Source organism: Lentilactobacillus raoultii, assembly GCF_900411375.1.
Lineage (GTDB): Bacteria > Bacillota > Bacilli > Lactobacillales > Lactobacillaceae > Lentilactobacillus > Lentilactobacillus raoultii.
This window is the reverse complement of the sequence record NZ_LS422989.1, coordinates 88,811-105,539: the sequence shown is the minus strand read 5'-3', so window position 1 is coordinate 105,539 and position 16,729 is coordinate 88,811. Positions and strand designations below refer to the sequence as shown.

16 protein-coding genes are annotated in these 16,729 nt (G+C 40.1%); all 16 read right to left on the bottom strand.

The annotated features are described in order from the left end of the window. Positions 1–16: 16 nt before the first annotated feature. Positions 17–1,432 carry an ATP-dependent protease ATPase subunit HslU gene (hslU, locus tag ED605_RS09015; RefSeq protein ID WP_121978577.1) on the bottom strand — a complete coding sequence of 472 codons (1,416 nt, stop codon included), beginning with the start codon at positions 1,430–1,432 and terminating at the stop codon, positions 17–19. Positions 1,433–1,445: 13 nt separating this feature from the next. Further along, a complete protein-coding gene (gene hslV, locus ED605_RS09010; RefSeq protein ID WP_121978576.1) occupies positions 1,446–1,988 on the bottom strand; it encodes an ATP-dependent protease subunit HslV in 543 nt (180 codons plus the stop codon). A gap of 11 nt (positions 1,989–1,999) precedes the next feature. Then, positions 2,000–2,938 (bottom strand): tyrosine recombinase XerC, encoded by a 939-nt coding sequence (xerC, locus tag ED605_RS09005; protein ID WP_121978575.1) that lies wholly within the window; start codon positions 2,936–2,938, stop codon positions 2,000–2,002. A gap of 191 nt (positions 2,939–3,129) precedes the next feature. Further along, positions 3,130–3,492 (bottom strand): 50S ribosomal protein L19, encoded by a 363-nt coding sequence (gene rplS, locus ED605_RS09000; RefSeq protein WP_121978574.1) that lies wholly within the window; start codon positions 3,490–3,492, stop codon positions 3,130–3,132. A gap of 122 nt (positions 3,493–3,614) precedes the next feature. Beyond that, a complete protein-coding gene (trmD, locus tag ED605_RS08995) occupies positions 3,615–4,382 on the bottom strand; it encodes a tRNA (guanosine(37)-N1)-methyltransferase TrmD (protein WP_121978573.1) in 768 nt (255 codons plus the stop codon). Beyond that, positions 4,372–4,896, bottom strand: a complete 525-nt coding sequence (gene rimM, locus ED605_RS08990) for a ribosome maturation factor RimM (RefSeq protein WP_121978572.1) — start codon at positions 4,894–4,896, stop codon at positions 4,372–4,374. The genes trmD and rimM overlap by 11 nt, the downstream gene beginning before the upstream one ends. Before the next feature lie 66 nt (positions 4,897–4,962). Further along, entirely contained in the window at positions 4,963–5,211 is a 249-nt protein-coding gene (locus ED605_RS08985; RefSeq protein WP_121978571.1) for a KH domain-containing protein, read from the bottom strand. A 17-nt stretch (positions 5,212–5,228) separates the two neighbouring features. Continuing rightward, positions 5,229–5,504, bottom strand: a complete 276-nt coding sequence (gene rpsP / locus ED605_RS08980) for a 30S ribosomal protein S16 (protein ID WP_121978570.1) — start codon at positions 5,502–5,504, stop codon at positions 5,229–5,231. A 106-nt stretch (positions 5,505–5,610) separates the two neighbouring features. Next, the gene (ffh, locus tag ED605_RS08975; RefSeq protein WP_121978569.1) at positions 5,611–7,050 is read right to left on the bottom strand and encodes a signal recognition particle protein; all 1,440 of its coding nucleotides are present in this window, start codon (positions 7,048–7,050) and stop codon (positions 5,611–5,613) included. A gap of 13 nt (positions 7,051–7,063) precedes the next feature. Next, complete coding sequence (locus tag ED605_RS08970; RefSeq protein WP_121978568.1) at positions 7,064–7,411, bottom strand: putative DNA-binding protein; 348 nt, start codon at positions 7,409–7,411, stop codon at positions 7,064–7,066. Positions 7,412–7,553: 142 nt separating this feature from the next. After that, on the bottom strand, positions 7,554–8,984 hold the full coding sequence (gene ftsY / locus ED605_RS08965) for a signal recognition particle-docking protein FtsY (RefSeq protein ID WP_121978567.1): 1,431 nt from the start codon (positions 8,982–8,984) through the stop codon (positions 7,554–7,556). Positions 8,985–8,986: 2 nt separating this feature from the next. After that, complete coding sequence (gene smc, locus ED605_RS08960; RefSeq protein ID WP_121978566.1) at positions 8,987–12,538, bottom strand: chromosome segregation protein SMC; 3,552 nt, start codon at positions 12,536–12,538, stop codon at positions 8,987–8,989. A 14-nt stretch (positions 12,539–12,552) separates the two neighbouring features. Further along, the gene (rnc, locus tag ED605_RS08955; protein ID WP_121978565.1) at positions 12,553–13,263 is read right to left on the bottom strand and encodes a ribonuclease III; all 711 of its coding nucleotides are present in this window, start codon (positions 13,261–13,263) and stop codon (positions 12,553–12,555) included. Positions 13,264–13,316: 53 nt separating this feature from the next. Then, a complete protein-coding gene (gene acpP / locus ED605_RS08950; protein WP_121978564.1) occupies positions 13,317–13,559 on the bottom strand; it encodes an acyl carrier protein in 243 nt (80 codons plus the stop codon). Between the two features lie 48 nt (positions 13,560–13,607). After that, positions 13,608–14,654 (bottom strand): phosphate acyltransferase PlsX, encoded by a 1,047-nt coding sequence (plsX, locus tag ED605_RS08945; protein WP_121978563.1) that lies wholly within the window; start codon positions 14,652–14,654, stop codon positions 13,608–13,610. 11 nt (positions 14,655–14,665) lie between these two features. Continuing rightward, on the bottom strand, positions 14,666–16,696 hold the full coding sequence (recG, locus tag ED605_RS08940) for an ATP-dependent DNA helicase RecG (protein WP_121978562.1): 2,031 nt from the start codon (positions 16,694–16,696) through the stop codon (positions 14,666–14,668). Positions 16,697–16,729 lie beyond the last annotated feature (33 nt).

Below are 16,729 nucleotides of genomic sequence, written 5' to 3'. Positions count from 1 at the left end.
CCTCCATCATCGATTTTTAAAGAATGTATCGAGAAAGATCCTTATTTCCTGCAAGTTTACCAACTTTGTCATCAACATACTTTTCAGTAATTGTAATGTCCCCCATCTGCATGTCGGGTCCTTCGTACAGGATATCTTCAAGTAGCTTTTCAAGAATGGTATGCAACCGTCGCGCACCAATGTTATCAGTATTATGGTTAACTTGAGTGGCAATTTCAGCAATTCGGTTAATTGCTTCGATCGTAAAAGTCACATTAATATTATCTGTACCGATCAAGGCTGTATATTGCTTAACTAGCGAATTGGTGGGTTCCGTTAAAATCTTAACAAAATCATCCTTATTCAAGTCATTTAATTCAACTCTAATTGGGAAACGTCCTTGTAATTCAGGAATTAGATCTGATGGCTTACTTTCAGCAAATGCACCTGAACCAATAAACAACATATGATCGGTATTAACCGGGCCATATTTAGTATTCACTTGAGAACCTTCGACAATTGGCAGAATGTCACGTTGAACACCCTCACGTGAGACTTCGCCAGAATTCTGAGCTTTCCCAGGTGCGATTTTATCAATTTCGTCAATGAAAATAATTCCCGTATTTTCCGCTCTAACAATCGCATTATGATACAAGTCGGCTTTATTGACCAACTCTTCTGATGCCTGACGAATTAAAATTTCGCGCGCTTCGCTAACCGGAACAGTTCGCTTAATCTTCTTTTTAGGCATTAATCCTGAAAGCGTATCATTAAGATCAATTCCCATCTGATTCATCATCGAGTTCTGGCCAACGGCTTGTTGAGAAGGATCATCCATTTCAATTTCAACTTGTTCATTTTCGAGAAGACCAGCTCGTAATTTATCAGACACTGACATTCGCTTTTCCCGAACGTCATCAGTTACTTCTTCCTGATCGTCATTATCATTTTCGGATGGCATTTGACCATTTTGTAATTGAGTAAACATGTTCATTAAATTTTGCATGTCATTTTGACGGTTCTTTTTCTTTTGAGCCGGAACTAGTAACTTAACTAATTGGTTGTTAGCTCGCTTTTCTGCATCCGTTCGGACCCGCTTGTATTCTTCATCCTGTTCAAGCAAAACGGCATTTTCAACCAAATCCCGAACCATTGATTCAACATCACCGCCAACATAACCAACTTCGGTAAACTTGGTTGCTTCAACCTTAACAAAGGGTGCTTTAACGATTTTTGCCAGTCGACGGGCAATCTCGGTTTTTCCAACACCGGTTGGGCCAATCATCAACAAATTTTTAGGTGAAATTTCATCCTGCATTGATTTTGAAAGTTGCATCCGGCGATAGCGATTCCTTAAAGCGACCGCAACCGCCTTTTTAGCCTCGGTTTGACCAACAATGTATTGATCAAGTACTTCAACAATTTCTTTTGGGGTTTGTGTAGACTCTGTCAATTGTTATTCTCCTCTATATTTCTTCAGAAATGACATTTTGATTGGTGAAAATATCAATGTTTCCGGCAATGTGAATGGCCGCCTCAGCAATTTCGCGGGCACTCATATTCTGAGCATGGTGTTTCATCGCCGTAGCAGCTGCTAGAGCAAAGTTGCCACCTGACCCAATGGCCAAAATGTCATCATCCGGTTCAATGACTTCGCCCTGACCGGAAACTAACAGTAAATCTTTGTCGTTCATGACGATAAGTAGTGCCTCTAACTTTTGTAATTGTTGATCTCCGCGCCAATCCTGCGCCAATTCAACTGCTGAACGTTTCAAATCGCCATCATACTGGCTTAATTTCTTTTCAAATCGTTCTTCAAGGTTAAAAGCATCGGCAACGCTGCCGGCAAATCCGACAACCACTTTACCGCCATAAATTCGGCGAACTTTATGGGCAGTTCCCTTCATAATAACTTTTTCACCCATTGTCACTTGACCATCACCGGCCATTGCCAAATGTCCATTATGGCGGACTGCGACGATGGTTGTTGCTTCAAATTTTATTGGCATAATAAACTTCCTTACTTTTTTGGTTTTAGTGATTGATTATTTCTTGGAAAATATTTTTGATAATCATTCATTAAATGTGATTTTGTCACATGGGTATAAATTTGAGTCGTCGACAAACTACTATGGCCAAGCAGTTCCTGCACCGAACGCATATCAGCACCATTATTCAGCATTTCAGTTGCAAACGTATGCCGTAGCATATGCGGATGAATATTAGTTGTCAGACTACTCTGGTTAATGATGCCATCTAAAATATACTCAATTCCTCTAGATGTCAACGGTTTACCATAATGATTAACAAAAAGACGGCCATGTTTTTGATGATATTTTCGCATGATTAATGTCCGTGATTCTTTAAGATACTGCTCAATTGCCTGCTTGGCAGAGTCATCAAATGGCACGTAACGCTGCTTGCGTCCCTTTCCAGTAACCAAAAACAGCTGGTTATCCAAGTCCATATCTTTCAATTGAGCATTAACCACCTCGCTTACCCGCATTCCGGTTGAATAAAGCACTTCCAGAATTGCTGAATTGCGAAGTGCCAGTTGGTGATCACCTTTTTTGGCTGCTGCGAACAATGCCCGCATTTCGTTTGGATAGAAAAAACGTGGTAAACGTCGACTGGTATTTTTTAAATGAACATACTCAAACGGATTTTTGGTGATCACATCATTTTTGGTCAAAAAATAATATAATGATCGAAGTGTGGATACTTTTTGAGAAATACTGGCTTTCGCATATTTTTTATCATAAAGCGCTGTCAAGTATGATTCAACATCAAATGAATCAATTTTAACCAAGTTTTCCTGCGAACTCGAACTTGAAGTTCTGATTAAAAAGTCTTCAAATTCAGCTAAATTGTTTTGATAGGCCTGTAAGGTTTCTTCGGAATAGTGACGATCACTTCGGAGATATCTTAAAAACCAATCAATTAGTTGCTGATCGTTCATCTTAACACCACTTTTCTTAAAAACATCGGCGATTAGTACCGCACTTCTTAATCATATCAAAATATTGGTTATTTTTCCTGGAAATCTTTTTAATTGAGTTAATCTTAAAAGAAAACTCAAACATTAGTTTGGACAAAATAAATCAACACAAAAAACCGCATCCACACTGGGATACGGTTTGATTTTTGTAATTAGCTACGTGGACGAACAGAAGCTTTAATTCTAGCTGCTTTGCCTTGTAAGTTACGCAGGTAGTAAAGCTTGGCACGACGAACACGACCGTGTCGAACAACTTCTAGTTTGTCAACCCGTGGTGAATGAAGTGGGAAGATACGTTCAACACCAACACCGTTACTTACCTTACGAACAGTGTATGTAGCCTGAATACCTGAGCCCTTACGTTTAATTACAACGCCTTCAAACAATTGGATACGTTCTCTGTTTCCTTCAACAACTTTAACGTAAACTCGAACAGTGTCTCCTGCCCGAAAATCTGGCATATCGTTACGCAGTTGCTTTTCGTTGATCATATCGATCAATTTATTTTGTCGCATAAACAAATCTTCCTTTCACTAACATTCATGATCTCTTTTTCGACAGCGGAATGTTGTTTTGCGGCTTGCGCCAGATGCAAGTGTACCACAAAATTCACGCCTGTGTAAAGGTTTTTTTCTTGTCAGTCGTTTTGGTGTGCTTTTTCCTCTTCTTCAATTCGAACATCGGCCAGCAGTTTCTTTTGCGTACTGGATAAGCGATGGTGATCAATCATATCAGGTCGCCTTAAGTAGGTTCGTCGAAGCGCTTCTTTTTGATTCCACAAAGCAATCTTTTTATGATCACCATTCATCAGAACTTCAGGTACTTTCATGCCCCTGAATTCAGCTGGTCGGGTATATTGAGGTTCTTCCAATAAACCGGTTGAAAAGGATTCCTCAACCTTGGACTGTTGATTCCCCAAAACGCCCGGAATTAGCCGGGTAATTGCATCAATCATAACCATTGCCGGCAATTCGCCACCAGTCAACACGAAATCTCCAAGTGAATATTCATCCGTTACAATTGAGCGAATTCGTTCATCATATCCTTCATAGTGACCACATATAAAGGTTAAGTGTTCATCATGCGACAAGATTTCAGCATCCTGCTGCTTAAATGTTTTCCCTGCCGGATCCATTAAAATGACTTTTCCCGTCGAATATCCGGCTTTTTTGGCAACAGCCTTTGTATGGTCATAAGCATCAATAATTGGTTGTGCCTGCAACAGCATTCCTGCACCACCGCCAAATGGATAATCATCAACATGTCGGTGTTTATCCTGGGTAAATTCACGAAAATTGGTGATTTCTAAATCGATTGTTTGATTCTCAATGGCTCTGCCAATAATGGAATCATGCATCGGAACGGTAAACATTTCTGGAAATAAGCTTAAAACATCAATTCGCATCATCCAACCCCTCCGGAATTTCAACCATAATTCGTTGCTTCTTCAAGTCAACTTCTTTAACCACTGAATCAATCTTGGGGAGTAGCAAGTCACTCTTTCCTTTTCGTTGGACAACCCAAACATCATTAGCTCCTGGGGAAAGAATTTCTTTAACCTTACCAATAAACTGGTCATCTTCATAAACATCCAGGCCAATAATTTGGTGATAATAATATTCCCCGGGTTTTAAGTCAGTATCTGAAAGACTGGTTTCATCAATCATTAGGACAGAAGGTTTTAGAAACTCGACATCGTTGATGGTTGGGTAGCCTTTAAAGTGCAGCAGAATAAATCCTTTGTGCTTTCGAACACCATCAATCACCAATGAAATCAGCTTTTTAGGTTTATCAAGTTTGGCAAAAACAGTATTTCCCTTTCGAAATCTTTTTTCAGGGAAATCTGTAATTGAGATAACTCGAACTTCACCTTTGATTCCTTGAGTATTCACAATTTTACCGATATTATAATACGCCATTAAATCCTCCATCTCAAATAACAAAAAAGCTCTCAAACAAAACCTTCGTTTCGCTCAAGAACCCCTTTACTGTTTTTCATCATCAACGATTAGCCGAGCTTTTTTAGGCCCATCAACCGGCACACTGTAAACTACCGTTCGAATCGTTTGAATCACGTGACCATGTTTGCCGATAATTCGACCAACATCTTCGTCGTTTAACCGAAGATGATACTCCATGAAACGATCTGATTCGTGATGTGAAATTTGAATTTCGTCCGGATAATCGACTAACGGTGAAACAATTTTTTTAATTAATCCATCAACACTAACCATGATGATAAATCACTCACTTACTTTTTTGAGTATTTAGCTTCGTGATATTTCTTCATGATACCCGCATCTGATAACAAGTTACGAACCGTATCAGATGGTTGAGCACCATTGTTCAACCAGTTCATAATTGATTCTTCTTCAAGAGTTACTTTAGCTGGTTGAGCTAACGGGCTATAAGTCCCCACGTTCTCAATAAAACGGCCGTCACGAGGACTACGTGAATCGGCAACCACAATCCGGTAATAAGGACGTTTCTTTGAACCCATGCGTTTCAAACGGATCTTTACTGACATGCAATTTACCTCCTATAATCATTTAACGATTAATAATATACCAGTATTTTAAGTGCTTGTAAAGGTTTTTTTCTTTACACCATCAAAAGTCCTTAAAATAATGGGATTAACGCTTCTTTCGTTTCCTTTTCAACCGCTTACGTTTATTCTTCTTCATTTTCCGACTAAACTGCTTCATAGCCAGTTTGGACAACTTACCGCCGCCCATACCAGTCTGATTCATCATGTTTTCCATACCGGACATGTTTCCTTTAGAAACCTTGTTCATCATGGTCTTCATTTGGCCAAACTGTTTGATCATCCGATTAACTTCTTGGATCGGTCGACCAGACCCGCGGGCAATCCGTCTCCGTCTGGATGGATTCATCACATCCGGATCAGTTCGTTCCTGTTCGGTCATTGAATAAATAATCGCTTTTAAATGATCCATATCCTTAGGATTCATATTAACATTTTGTAATGCCGGATTGTTAGCCATTCCAGGAATCATTTTCATGATTTCATCCAAAGGCCCCATTTTTTGAATCTGGTCAAGTTGATCAAGAAAATCATTGAAATCAAACGTATTTTCTTTGATTTTTTCAGAAAGTTCTTCAGCTTGTTTTTGATCATATTCCTTTTGGGTCTTTTCAATTAAGGAAAGCATGTCCCCCATACCAAGAATTCTGGAAGCCATTCGATCCGGATGAAAAACATCCAAATCGGCCATTTTTTCACCCTGACCGACGAATTTAATTGGCTTACCAGTGACTGCCCGAATCGACAGTGCGGCACCGCCTCGAGTATCTCCATCAAGTTTGGTCAAAACAACCCCGGTGACATCTAAAACCTTGTCAAATCCTTCAGCTGTCGCAACAGCGTTCTGACCAGTCATGGCATCAATGACCAATAAAATTTCGTTTGGATGAACAGCCGCTTTGATATTCCCTAATTCACCCATTAATTTCTCGTCAATTTGCAATCGACCAGCCGTATCGATAATTACATAATCGTTATGGTTGGTTTTAGCCTGTTCCAATCCACGCTTGGCAATTTCTACCGGATCAACATCGGTTCCCAACTGAAAAACCGGAACGTCAATTTGCTGGCCCACCGTTTGCAATTGTTCGATAGCAGCTGGACGATAAACGTCATCTGCAATCAATAATGGTCTGGCATTTTGCTCGTTCTTTAGTTTAAGTGCTAATTTTCCAACCGTGGTCGTTTTCCCGGCACCTTGGAGTCCGGCCATCATGATTATCGTTGGGATCTTTGGTGCCTTATTCAGTGGAACGGCAGCCTCCCCCATGGTTTTAGTTAATTCTTCATCAACAATTTTAACAATTTGTTGGGAAGGGTTTAATCCTTCAAGTACTTTGGCGCCCTTTGCTCTTTGTTCGACTGTTTTGACAAATTCTCGAACAACTTGGAAATTAACATCAGCTTCCAGCAATGCCAATCGAATTTCCCGCATTGTTGCCCGGAGATCAGCTTCACTTACTTTACCTTTGCCACGAAGCTTTTTCATCGCATTCTGCAGCCGCTCAGTCAGTCCTTCAAAAGCCATTATTTCACCACTTTCATTCTTCTTCGGTAGTTTCTAAACTACTAATTAATTTATTTAGTTCGGCATCATGTGAATAGTGTTTGGCAACATATTCTTGAATTTGATCCAATTTATTATTCCGCTCAGTAAAATGATGATATAAATGCAACTTGTCTTCATATTGCTGTAATATTTTTTCTGAGCGTCGAATATTATCATAAACTGCTTGGCGACTAATATTATATTCTTCCGCAATTTCACCTAATGAAAAATCGTCAGCATAATAGAGTTGAATATAGTTTGCCTGTTTTTTTGTGAGTAACGGCTCATAAAATTCAAATAACGAATTAATATAATTAGTCTTTTCAAGTTCGTTAGCCATACTAGAACCCCTTTAATTAAACAGTTTATGGAATTAGTCGGAATTTTAAATTTCGACTACACACCATCATAGATTACCGGTTTTTTCAAACATCGTCAACTTTGTGTTAAAACGACTTATTAAATAGCTGACTCAACAGTCGTTACTCAGAAATTAATCCTTTAAATAGGCCATAGACAAAATCATTTGGATCAAACGGCTTTAAATCAGTAACTTTTTCACCGAGTCCCACATATTTAACCGGTAGATGAAGTTCTGAACGGATAGCTAACACAATCCCACCACGGGCCGTTCCATCTAACTTAGTCAGAACAATCCCCGTTACATCAGTGGCTTCTTTAAACGTCTTGGCTTGCGTCAAAGCGTTTTGGCCGGTTGTCGCGTCAAGAACCAACAGGACTTCGTGTGGCGCTTCGGGAATTTCACGAGTTAAAACTTTTTTCATCTTGCTCAATTCATTCATCAAGTTAACTTTATTTTGCAAACGGCCGGCTGTGTCAACCATTAAAACGTCATAATTCTCATCACGGGCTTTTTTCACAGCATCAAAAACCACCGATGAAGGATCACTTTTAGGCGCACTCTTAACAATGTCAACACCATCTCGCTGAGCCCAAACATTCAATTGTTCAATTGCACCGGCTCTAAAAGTATCAGCCGCCGCCAAAATAACCTTTTTCCCCTGGTCCTTGTACATTTTTGCCATTTTACCAATCGTAGTGGTTTTACCAACACCATTAACACCAACCATTAGAATAACGGTAGGCCCCTTTTCAGCCATTTGAATTGTGGAATTCTCACCATTTCCTGCCTGATCGTACATTTCAGTCATTTTTTCAACAATGACATTCTGTACGTCCTTTGGTTTTTTGGCATTCTGTAATTTAACCTCTTGGCGCAACTCATCGGCAATTTTCATTGACATTTCAAAGCCGACATCTGACTCAATTAACATATCCTCAAGATCATCAAAAAATGATTCGTCAACGTGTCTGAAATTAGCTAATAAGGCATTTAATTTTTGACCAAAAGATGAGCGTGATTTAGCTAATCCTTTCTCATAAGATTGGGTCGTCTCGGCAGATGTTTCTGCTTGAACTTCCTCTTGGCCGGTTTCTTTTTGAGAGGGCGCGGTCGTATCCGAAACCGCTGAGTCTTTAACAGTCGGCTTAGCAGGTTGTGTTAAGTTTTCAGCAGCTTCTTGAGTTGATTCTTTTGGCTCGTTTTGTGGCGCTTCAGTGGCTGAACTATCTTTGGAAATAGCTTTGTTTGGCACTTCTTTTGATTGAACGGGTTCAGTAGTTTCATTTGAAGCTGGTTGTTGACTTTCCGACTGTTCAGCCGAAGTTTCAGCTGATTCGCTAGCTTCTTTTGAGGCTACCTTACCTGACTCAGCTTCCTGAGAATGATCTAATGGCTTTTCGGGTGTGCTCGTTTGAGACTGTTCAACGGTCGTCGATGCTTGAGCCGCCTGTTGGCTGGTTGATTCTGTTTCCGCTTGAGCTTTCTTTTTCTCAATTTCTTTTTCTTTGTTTTTTTTCGAGCGACGCTTAAATATATCAAATAACCCCATGTTTAACTCACCTCTGTTTTTAAGTTATCCAAATTAACACTGATAACTTTGGAAACACCTGATTCTTGCATGGTAATCCCGTAAAGTGTATCAGCATAAATCATTGTCTCTTTTCGATGGGTAATGACAATAAATTGCGTTTCAATCCCAAATTTTTTGAGATATCTAGCAAATCGATCGGCATTATACGGATCAAGTGCCGCTTCAGCTTCATCCAAAATGCAAAATGGGACTGGTGATACTTTAATAATTGCAAATAACAGTGTAATCGCTGTTAAAGCTTTTTCACCACCAGATAGCAAGCTTAAACTTCGATAATTTTTTCCGGGTGGTTTAACCATAATTTCAATTCCGGTGGTTAACAAATGATCCGGGTCAGTAAGCACTAGCTTAGCTTCCCCACCGCCAAACATTTCCTTAAAAACTTTTGAAAAGGACGCCGCAATTTGATTAAAAGTAACACCAAATTTTTGAGCGATTGTGCGGTCCATTTTACCCATTGTAGCAGTTAAATGATTTTTAGCCGCTAATAAATCCTCTTGCTGCTTTAGTAAAAAATGATATCTTTCTGAGACATCTTGAAACTCCTGAATAGCTGAAATATTAACCGGGCCAATTTCATTAATCCCCGTTCGAAGCATCTTAATTTGTCGACTAAGGGTTTCCTGATCCCAGTGCCAGTCCTTTTGTCCCAAATCCGTTGCCGAAATCCCAAAGGTCGACTTTAATTGTCCTAATGATGCTGTCAATTTTTGTGTCAAGTCTTGATAAGCTTGCTGTTTAGCTTTTAATTCATAAGTGGCATTATTTAAATCCAATTGTTGCGTTCTAATTTCTGATTGAAGCTGCTCATATTGACGATCAGCTTGGCTAACAATTTCCTTTTGTTTCTCTAAAGACCGGGTCAGCTTAATCTTTTCATGCTTACTCTGCTGAATGGCTTGATCAATTTTTTCCGGATCGGTTTGAGTCGCTAATTCAGTTTGAAGGGACTTTAACTTCGCTGTTAACTGTTGTTGATGGCCCTTTAGCTGATCAGCCTGACTTGAAAATCGTTTTTGATCATCTTGGTAATGCTGCAGCTGCTCCTTTGAAATCACAATTTGATCATGAAGTGACTGTGCTTTCTTATCATAATTTTCTGCTGTTTTCTTGATATTTCCAAGTTGCTTTTGACGCTTCTCAATTTCAGCAGCAATTTGAGTCACTTGTTGATCAAGTTGTGCTTTATTAGAAAGTAACTCAGCCTCGGTCTGATCCTGATTTTGATTTTTAGTATTGACCAGTGCCAGCTTAAGGGTGGCCAGTTCCCGTTTTTTATCTTCAAAAGATTTCTGAAGAGTTGCCAAGGCATCCCTTTGACCGGTTAACTGTTGTTGCAATTCAAAAACAGTTTGTTTACAACGATCATGTGCCGTTTGAATGTCATTTAGCGTCTGTTTGGCAGATTGAAGCTGGCGTTGTTTCTCAGTCAATTTAACTGCCATTTCGTGTGTTGAGGCTTCGAGCTTTGCCAACTCGCTCTTTTGGACTAATACCCCCTGGTTAGCTGATCGATTAGCACCGCCAGTCAGGGAACCGCCAGCATTAACAATTTGACCATCTAGTGAAACGACTCTGGTTCGATGGTGAATCCGTTTTGAAATTTGAATTGCATGATCTAGGGTATCGGCAATCACTGTCGTTCCCAAAAGGAAGTCAACAATTTCTTGAAACTTAGCCGGTGCCGAAACCAGCTTCGAGGCAATCCCCACAAAGCCTTCAGTCTGCCGAGCTTCGGTTATCACGCCAGTCGACAAATGACGCCCCCGAATAGTATCAACCGGCAGCAATGTTACCCGGCCATAACGATTTTTAGTCATAAACTTAATTGCTGCGGACGCACTGGCATTATCTTTAACAATGACGTGTTGGGCTTGAGCACCAAGAGCCGTTTCAATTGCTTTGACAAACTTATCAGCTACTTGAAGAAAATCGGCAACCGGCCCATAAATACCGGCTATTTTTTTGCGATGTTTCAATAAGTTGGCTGTTCCACGGTAAAATGCTTGATAAGAATCATGAAGCGCTTTTAATGAGGCACTCTTGGCTTTAGCCTGTTCAGCAATCTTTAAAGCTGCCAGCCAATTAGACTGAGTCGTTTCCACAAATTTACTTTTTTCTTTTAACTGTTTTTGTAGCCCAGTGAGCTGTTGTTGCGCAGCTTCAAATTGACTTGCTAATGATTTGACAGCTTGTTGCTTAACTTGACGGTTGCGTTCAAGCGTTTTAAGTTGATCGGCAGCTTGCTCAATTCTAACCTGCTGAGCTTTGGTTTGTTCTTTAAATTGTTGGCGATCTTTTTTATTTAACGAAATTTGATTTTTTAAATCACTTTGCTGTTGTAATAAATCAAAATATTGGGTGTGTAATTCTTTAATCTTTGCCTCAATTTTTGGCACACTATTTTCACTAGCGGCTCGTTTAATTTGACGCAATCGGGTCTGGTTATTTGCCAAACTAACTTGCGTCTGATCAACAACGCTGGCAGAATGACTAAGCTTTTGAGTGAGGCCTGTCAGCTGATCATTGACTGCCGCCAACTGGTTGGATAATCGATCTAAATCGGCGTTTTTAAAATCACTTTCCTGTGACGACAGCCGCTGCTTACTTTTTAACGATTCAATGTGGGTAGCAAGATTCATTAATTTTGAATTTAATTGGTCAACCTGTTGTCGACCAGCATCCAATTTAGCTTTTAATTGGCGACTAGACAGATCTTTTTGATCAAGCTCATCTGAAAGGCGACTAACAATTTTTTGCACCTTGGTAATTTCATGCGAAGCAGTTTGCTTTTGTGCCAACTGGGTTTTAGTCGTCATGATTAGTTGATGCTTTTCTAATTCATCCAGCCGCTTCTTTTGATCTAAGTAATCCGTTGCTTGGCTACTTTGCTCTTCCAAGGGGCCCAACCGAACCTTCAATTCATGGATAATATCATTGACCCGATCCAAATTATCATTTGTTTGAAGAATTTCAGTTTGAGCCGTTGATTTCTGACGCTTATATTTATAAACGCCAGCCGCATTCTCAATAATTGAACGTCGATCAATTGGTTTACTATTAAAAATTTCTTCAACGTTTCCTTGAGAAATAATTGATAAACTTCCTTGGCCAATTCCGGTGTCCATAAATAGGCCAGCAATATCTTTTAATCGGCACTGCTTTTCATTTATGAAATAGGCACTATCACCGTTGCGAAACAATTTTCGAGAAACTTTAATTTCCGAATAGGGTGAATCAAGATAATGATCAGAATTATCCAATAATAAAGTGACGGCCGCCATATTGAGCGACCGCCGATCAGCTGAACCTGAAAAAATAACATCGGGCATCCGTGAGCCACGCAGATTTTTGGCTGACTGTTCGCCAAGCACCCAACGAATAGCCTCGGCAATATTGCTCTTTCCACTTCCATTAGGGCCAACAATCCCTGTCATTCCGTTTGGAAAAGAGATGTTTGTTTTTTCGGCAAATGATTTAAAGCCGGTAATTTCAATGGATTTAAGTTGCACGATGTTTCTCCAATCTAAACTAAATTATCTTCCCGTTTGCTAAAATGTTTTAAAGCTTCTTGAGCGGCTCGTTGTTCAGCATCCTTCTTTGAGTGACCCTCACCGACTCCCAGTATTTGATCATTAATCGCAACATTGACTTTAAATAGCCGATCATTATCCGGGCCATACTCGTCAACTAACTCATAGTCAATATCAACCGGTCCGTCTGCTTGTGCCAATTCTTGCAATTCCGTTTTGTGATCGAAGAACTTGGCAAACATGCCCTCATCCAACTTAGGAAAAATAACCTGTTGAACAAATCCCTCAACCACTTTTTTCCCTTGATCAAGATAGAGTGCTCCCACAAACGATTCAAATATATCACACAGTAATGAATCGCGATTTCGAGCTCCTGCTTTTTCTTCTCCCTTGCCGAGTCGAATATAGCGATCAAAATGGCATTCACGGGCAAAGGTACTAAAGCTTTGTTCATTAACCATTGCAGCCCGAAGCCTTGTCAGACGACCTTGTGGAAGCTTAGGGTAGCGCTTGAAAATATACTCCGAAACGATTAGTTGAAGCACAGCGTCTCCCAAGAACTCCAAACGTTCATAAAATTTTAAATGCTGATCGCGATGTTCATTTACATAAGACGCTTGTGTAAACGCCTCATCAAGCAAATCCTGATCAGTTACATGAATATTAAAGTCCTGCTTTAACATTTCATTTAATCCTGGTATCAAATAAGTGCCTCCATTTTAATTTATAAATCCATGACGACAACCGCAGTGCTTTGTTAATTTTGGTGGCTCATAACGTAATCCACTGCTTCGTTAATCGTATTCAACTTTTCTGCATCTTCATCAGAAATTTCCGCATTGAAAGTATCTTCCAAGTCGAGGACAAATTCAACAAAATCAATTGAATCTGCATCCAGATCTTGACGGAAATTCAAATCACCGGTGATCTTTTTACGATCAATGTCAAATTGATCAGCAACCAAATCCGCAATTTTATTAAAAACTTCTTGTTTATCCATTATCATACACCTATTCCAATTTATTAATTCAAATCTTATTATATCAAACTATTTGCCGTTTTTGATAGTCTCTTTAATTTCCTGAAGTTGATCGGCATGTCCTGTTAAATAGTCATTTAAATCTGGAATCAATTTGGAATCAATCATCTGCTTAATCTGGCCAATGGTATTCTTCACGGTTGGTGCTTTGGTGCTACCATGAGTTTTGACAACTGGCGCTTTAACCCCCATTAAAACAGCGCCACCGTACTGTGAATAGTCCATTGATTTAGCGATCTCGCCAAACGTCCCTTTAAGCATTGCCGCGCCAAGCTTAGAAGTCATCCCACCTGATAAAATACTACCCTTAATGAGATGAAGCATTGATAATGCTGTCCCTTCGATACTCTTTAAGACGGCATTACCAGTAAAGCCATCGGTCACGACAACATCGGCAGCACCGTTTAGTAATTCACGTGACTCCACATTACCAATAAACTGAAGGTCCTGATCGGCTGCCAATAAATCATGAACCTTCCGGTGATCCATGTCACCTTTATCAGCTTCGGTTCCGTTATTCAGTAACCCAATTTTGGGGTTGGCAACATTCATCACGTTTGCGGCGTAGTATTTCCCAAGCAGGGCATATTGATACATATTAAGCACTTTGGTGTCGGCGTTTGCCCCAACATCCAACATCACAAAATTCTTCTGATCTGTATCAGTTGAAACAACCGGTAAAGTTGTTGCTAGGCCAGGTCGATCAATGCCTTTAATCCGACCAATAATAAATAACCCTGAAGCTAAAATGGCACCAGTATTGCCGGCAGAGAAAAAAGCGTCGGCTTGACCCTCTTTCACAGCTGTCGCTGCCAATACCATACTTGAATGTTTCTTGGATCGAACGGCTTTAACCGGCTCATCACCCATCTCGATCACTTCATCAGCCTGTTTAACATCAATTCTGGTATCATTTTTTAAGTATTTTTGAATTTGATCAGTCAAACCGAACAGAAGAAATTCAATATCCGGATAAGCATCTCTGGCCAGTTCAACACCTTCAACAATTTCTTTAGGGGCGTAGTCACCGCCCATTGCATCAACAGCAATTTTCATTTTGACTCTCCTTAATCATAATTAATGGTTTGGGTAATTTGTAAATACTTTGCTAATTGTACATTTTCTGGCTTATTTTTCCAATGGTTTTCAGCCGTAATCTTTTGAGCTTCCTGATTAGCAACCGTTAAAATATTTAAATCACCAACCGGATCGGCCACTTTAAAGTCAGGCATTCCTGACTGCTTTTGGCCGGTAATATCTCCCTGTCCCCGTAATTCCAAATCTTTTTGTGACAAGAAAAAACCATTGGTGCTGCCGGCAACTGCTTTCATCCGTTCCTTGCCAATGTCGTTTTTAGGATCAGCAACCAAAATGCAATATGCCTGCGTTGATCCCCGACCGACCCGACCGCGAAGCTGATGCAGTTGTGCCAGGCCAAAATGATCGGCATCAAAAATTAACATCGTATTTGCATTAGCAACATCAACCCCTACTTCAATAACCGTCGTTGCAACCAGAACTTGAAAGTCATTATTTTTAAAGTGCTTCATCGTATCGTCTTTTTCCTGATTTGACATCTGACCATGAAGTAGGCCAACCTTGAATTGCGGCTCAAAAATGGCTTTAAATCGTTCAAAAATGGCGACCGCATTCTTCATATCAACGGCTTCCGATTCTTCAATCAGTGGTGTGACAACGTATACCTGGTTACCACTATCCAACTGATTTTTTAAAAAGCGAATGGCCGTATTGGTCCGCGACGATGTAATCCAAGTGGTTTTAATGGGTTTGCGACCAGTTGGCAATTGATTGATGATAGACACATCCATATCGCCATACATCGTAATTGCCAGTGTTCTGGGGATGGGCGTGGCGGTCATTGCCAACATATTGGTGCTGGTTCCCTTTTTTCGCAATGCCTGTCGCTGATTAACACCAAACCGGTGTTGCTCGTCAATGACGGCCAATCCCAGTTCAGCGTACCGCACATCTTCTTGAAACAACGCGTGTGTTCCGACAACCAGATCCACTTCACCACTTTGAATACTGGGTAACATTGCGCGACGGGCGGCTGCTGAAGTATCTCCCGTCAGTAAAGCAATGTTAACATTTAGGCCGGCAAACATTTTGGCAAAATTATTGGCATGCTGTTCAGCTAAAATTTCTGTTGGTGCCATAATTGCTGCTTGCTTATGAGCACTGATGGTTGCCAAAATTGCCATTGCTGCAACAACGGTTTTGCCACTTCCGACATCGCCCTGCAACAGCCGATTCATTTGGATTGGCCGTGCCAGATCCCTTAAGATCTCACCGATTACTTTTTGCTGTGCATCTGTCAATTTAAACGGTAACTTTTCCCGAAAAGCGGTTAAAGTCCCTTTTTGATACTCGATTTTAGCATGATCATCGGTTCGACGATGGGTTTCTTTTAAGATTTGAACTTTCATGGCAAACAAAAAGAATTCCATAAATTTAGCGGTCCGAAATGCACGTTGAGCAGCTTGAGGGGATTCCGGAAAATGAATATTTTTAATGGTATTTGAAAACGACTCTAATCGATATTTAGCTCTGAGTGATTCAGGAATAATATCGACCAACTGATGACGATAAGTCTGAAAAGCCAGCTTGATCAGTGATTTAATGGTTGTCTGTTTAACTTCTTTGCTGGCAGGATAGATAGAGTCAAATGAATTGGCGTGCTGATTATTTAAAATTTTCATTCCTTGAATCTGGTTTCGGCCACGATTGTAAGTCCCAAAAATAATCAATTCGTCATTTGGATGGACTTCTTTTTTTAGCCACGGTTGGTTAAAAAAAGACACCGTGTAAATATTATCGTGAATTTTGAGTCGAAAAATAAGCCGACTTTTTTTTCGACCAAAATACGTCAACATTGGCTCCGCAATCACCAATCCTCGAACTGTCACTTTTTGACCATCAATTGCCTTTGAGGGGTCCTTTATCGATAAATCATCATAACGTCGCGGAAAATAAGTCAATAGGTCATTAATTGTATTGATTCCCAATTTATTTAGAGCCACAACCCGTTTGGCACCGACCCCTTTAAGTACGGCCACCGAATCACCTAAACTTGTCAAATTGACTATTCCTTTCACTATGCAGAACTTTTT

Coding starts and splice junctions, on each gene's coding strand:
- acpP (WP_121978564.1), bottom strand. CDS start 13,559: ATGGATAAACAAGAAGTTTTTAATAAAATTGCGGATTTGGTTGCTGAT.
- plsX (WP_121978563.1), bottom strand. CDS start 14,654: ATGAAAATTGCTGTTGATGCAATGGGCGGTGACTACGCCCCTAAAGAA.
- ED605_RS08970 (WP_121978568.1), bottom strand. CDS start 7,411: ATGGCTAACGAACTTGAAAAGACTAATTATATTAATTCGTTATTTGAA.
- rimM (WP_121978572.1), bottom strand. CDS start 4,896: ATGGCGTATTATAATATCGGTAAAATTGTGAATACTCAAGGAATCAAA.
- ftsY (WP_121978567.1), bottom strand. CDS start 8,984: ATGGGGTTATTTGATATATTTAAGCGTCGCTCGAAAAAAAACAAAGAA.
- trmD (WP_121978573.1), bottom strand. CDS start 4,382: ATGCGAATTGATGTTTTAAGCTTATTTCCAGAAATGTTTACCGTTCCG.
- xerC (WP_121978575.1), bottom strand. CDS start 2,938: ATGAACGATCAGCAACTAATTGATTGGTTTTTAAGATATCTCCGAAGT.
- ffh (WP_121978569.1), bottom strand. CDS start 7,050: ATGGCTTTTGAAGGACTGACTGAGCGGCTGCAGAATGCGATGAAAAAG.
- rplS (WP_121978574.1), bottom strand. CDS start 3,492: ATGCGACAAAATAAATTGATCGATATGATCAACGAAAAGCAACTGCGT.
- hslV (WP_121978576.1), bottom strand. CDS start 1,988: ATGCCAATAAAATTTGAAGCAACAACCATCGTCGCAGTCCGCCATAAT.
- ED605_RS08985 (WP_121978571.1), bottom strand. CDS start 5,211: ATGGTTAGTGTTGATGGATTAATTAAAAAAATTGTTTCACCGTTAGTC.
- rpsP (WP_121978570.1), bottom strand. CDS start 5,504: ATGTCAGTAAAGATCCGTTTGAAACGCATGGGTTCAAAGAAACGTCCT.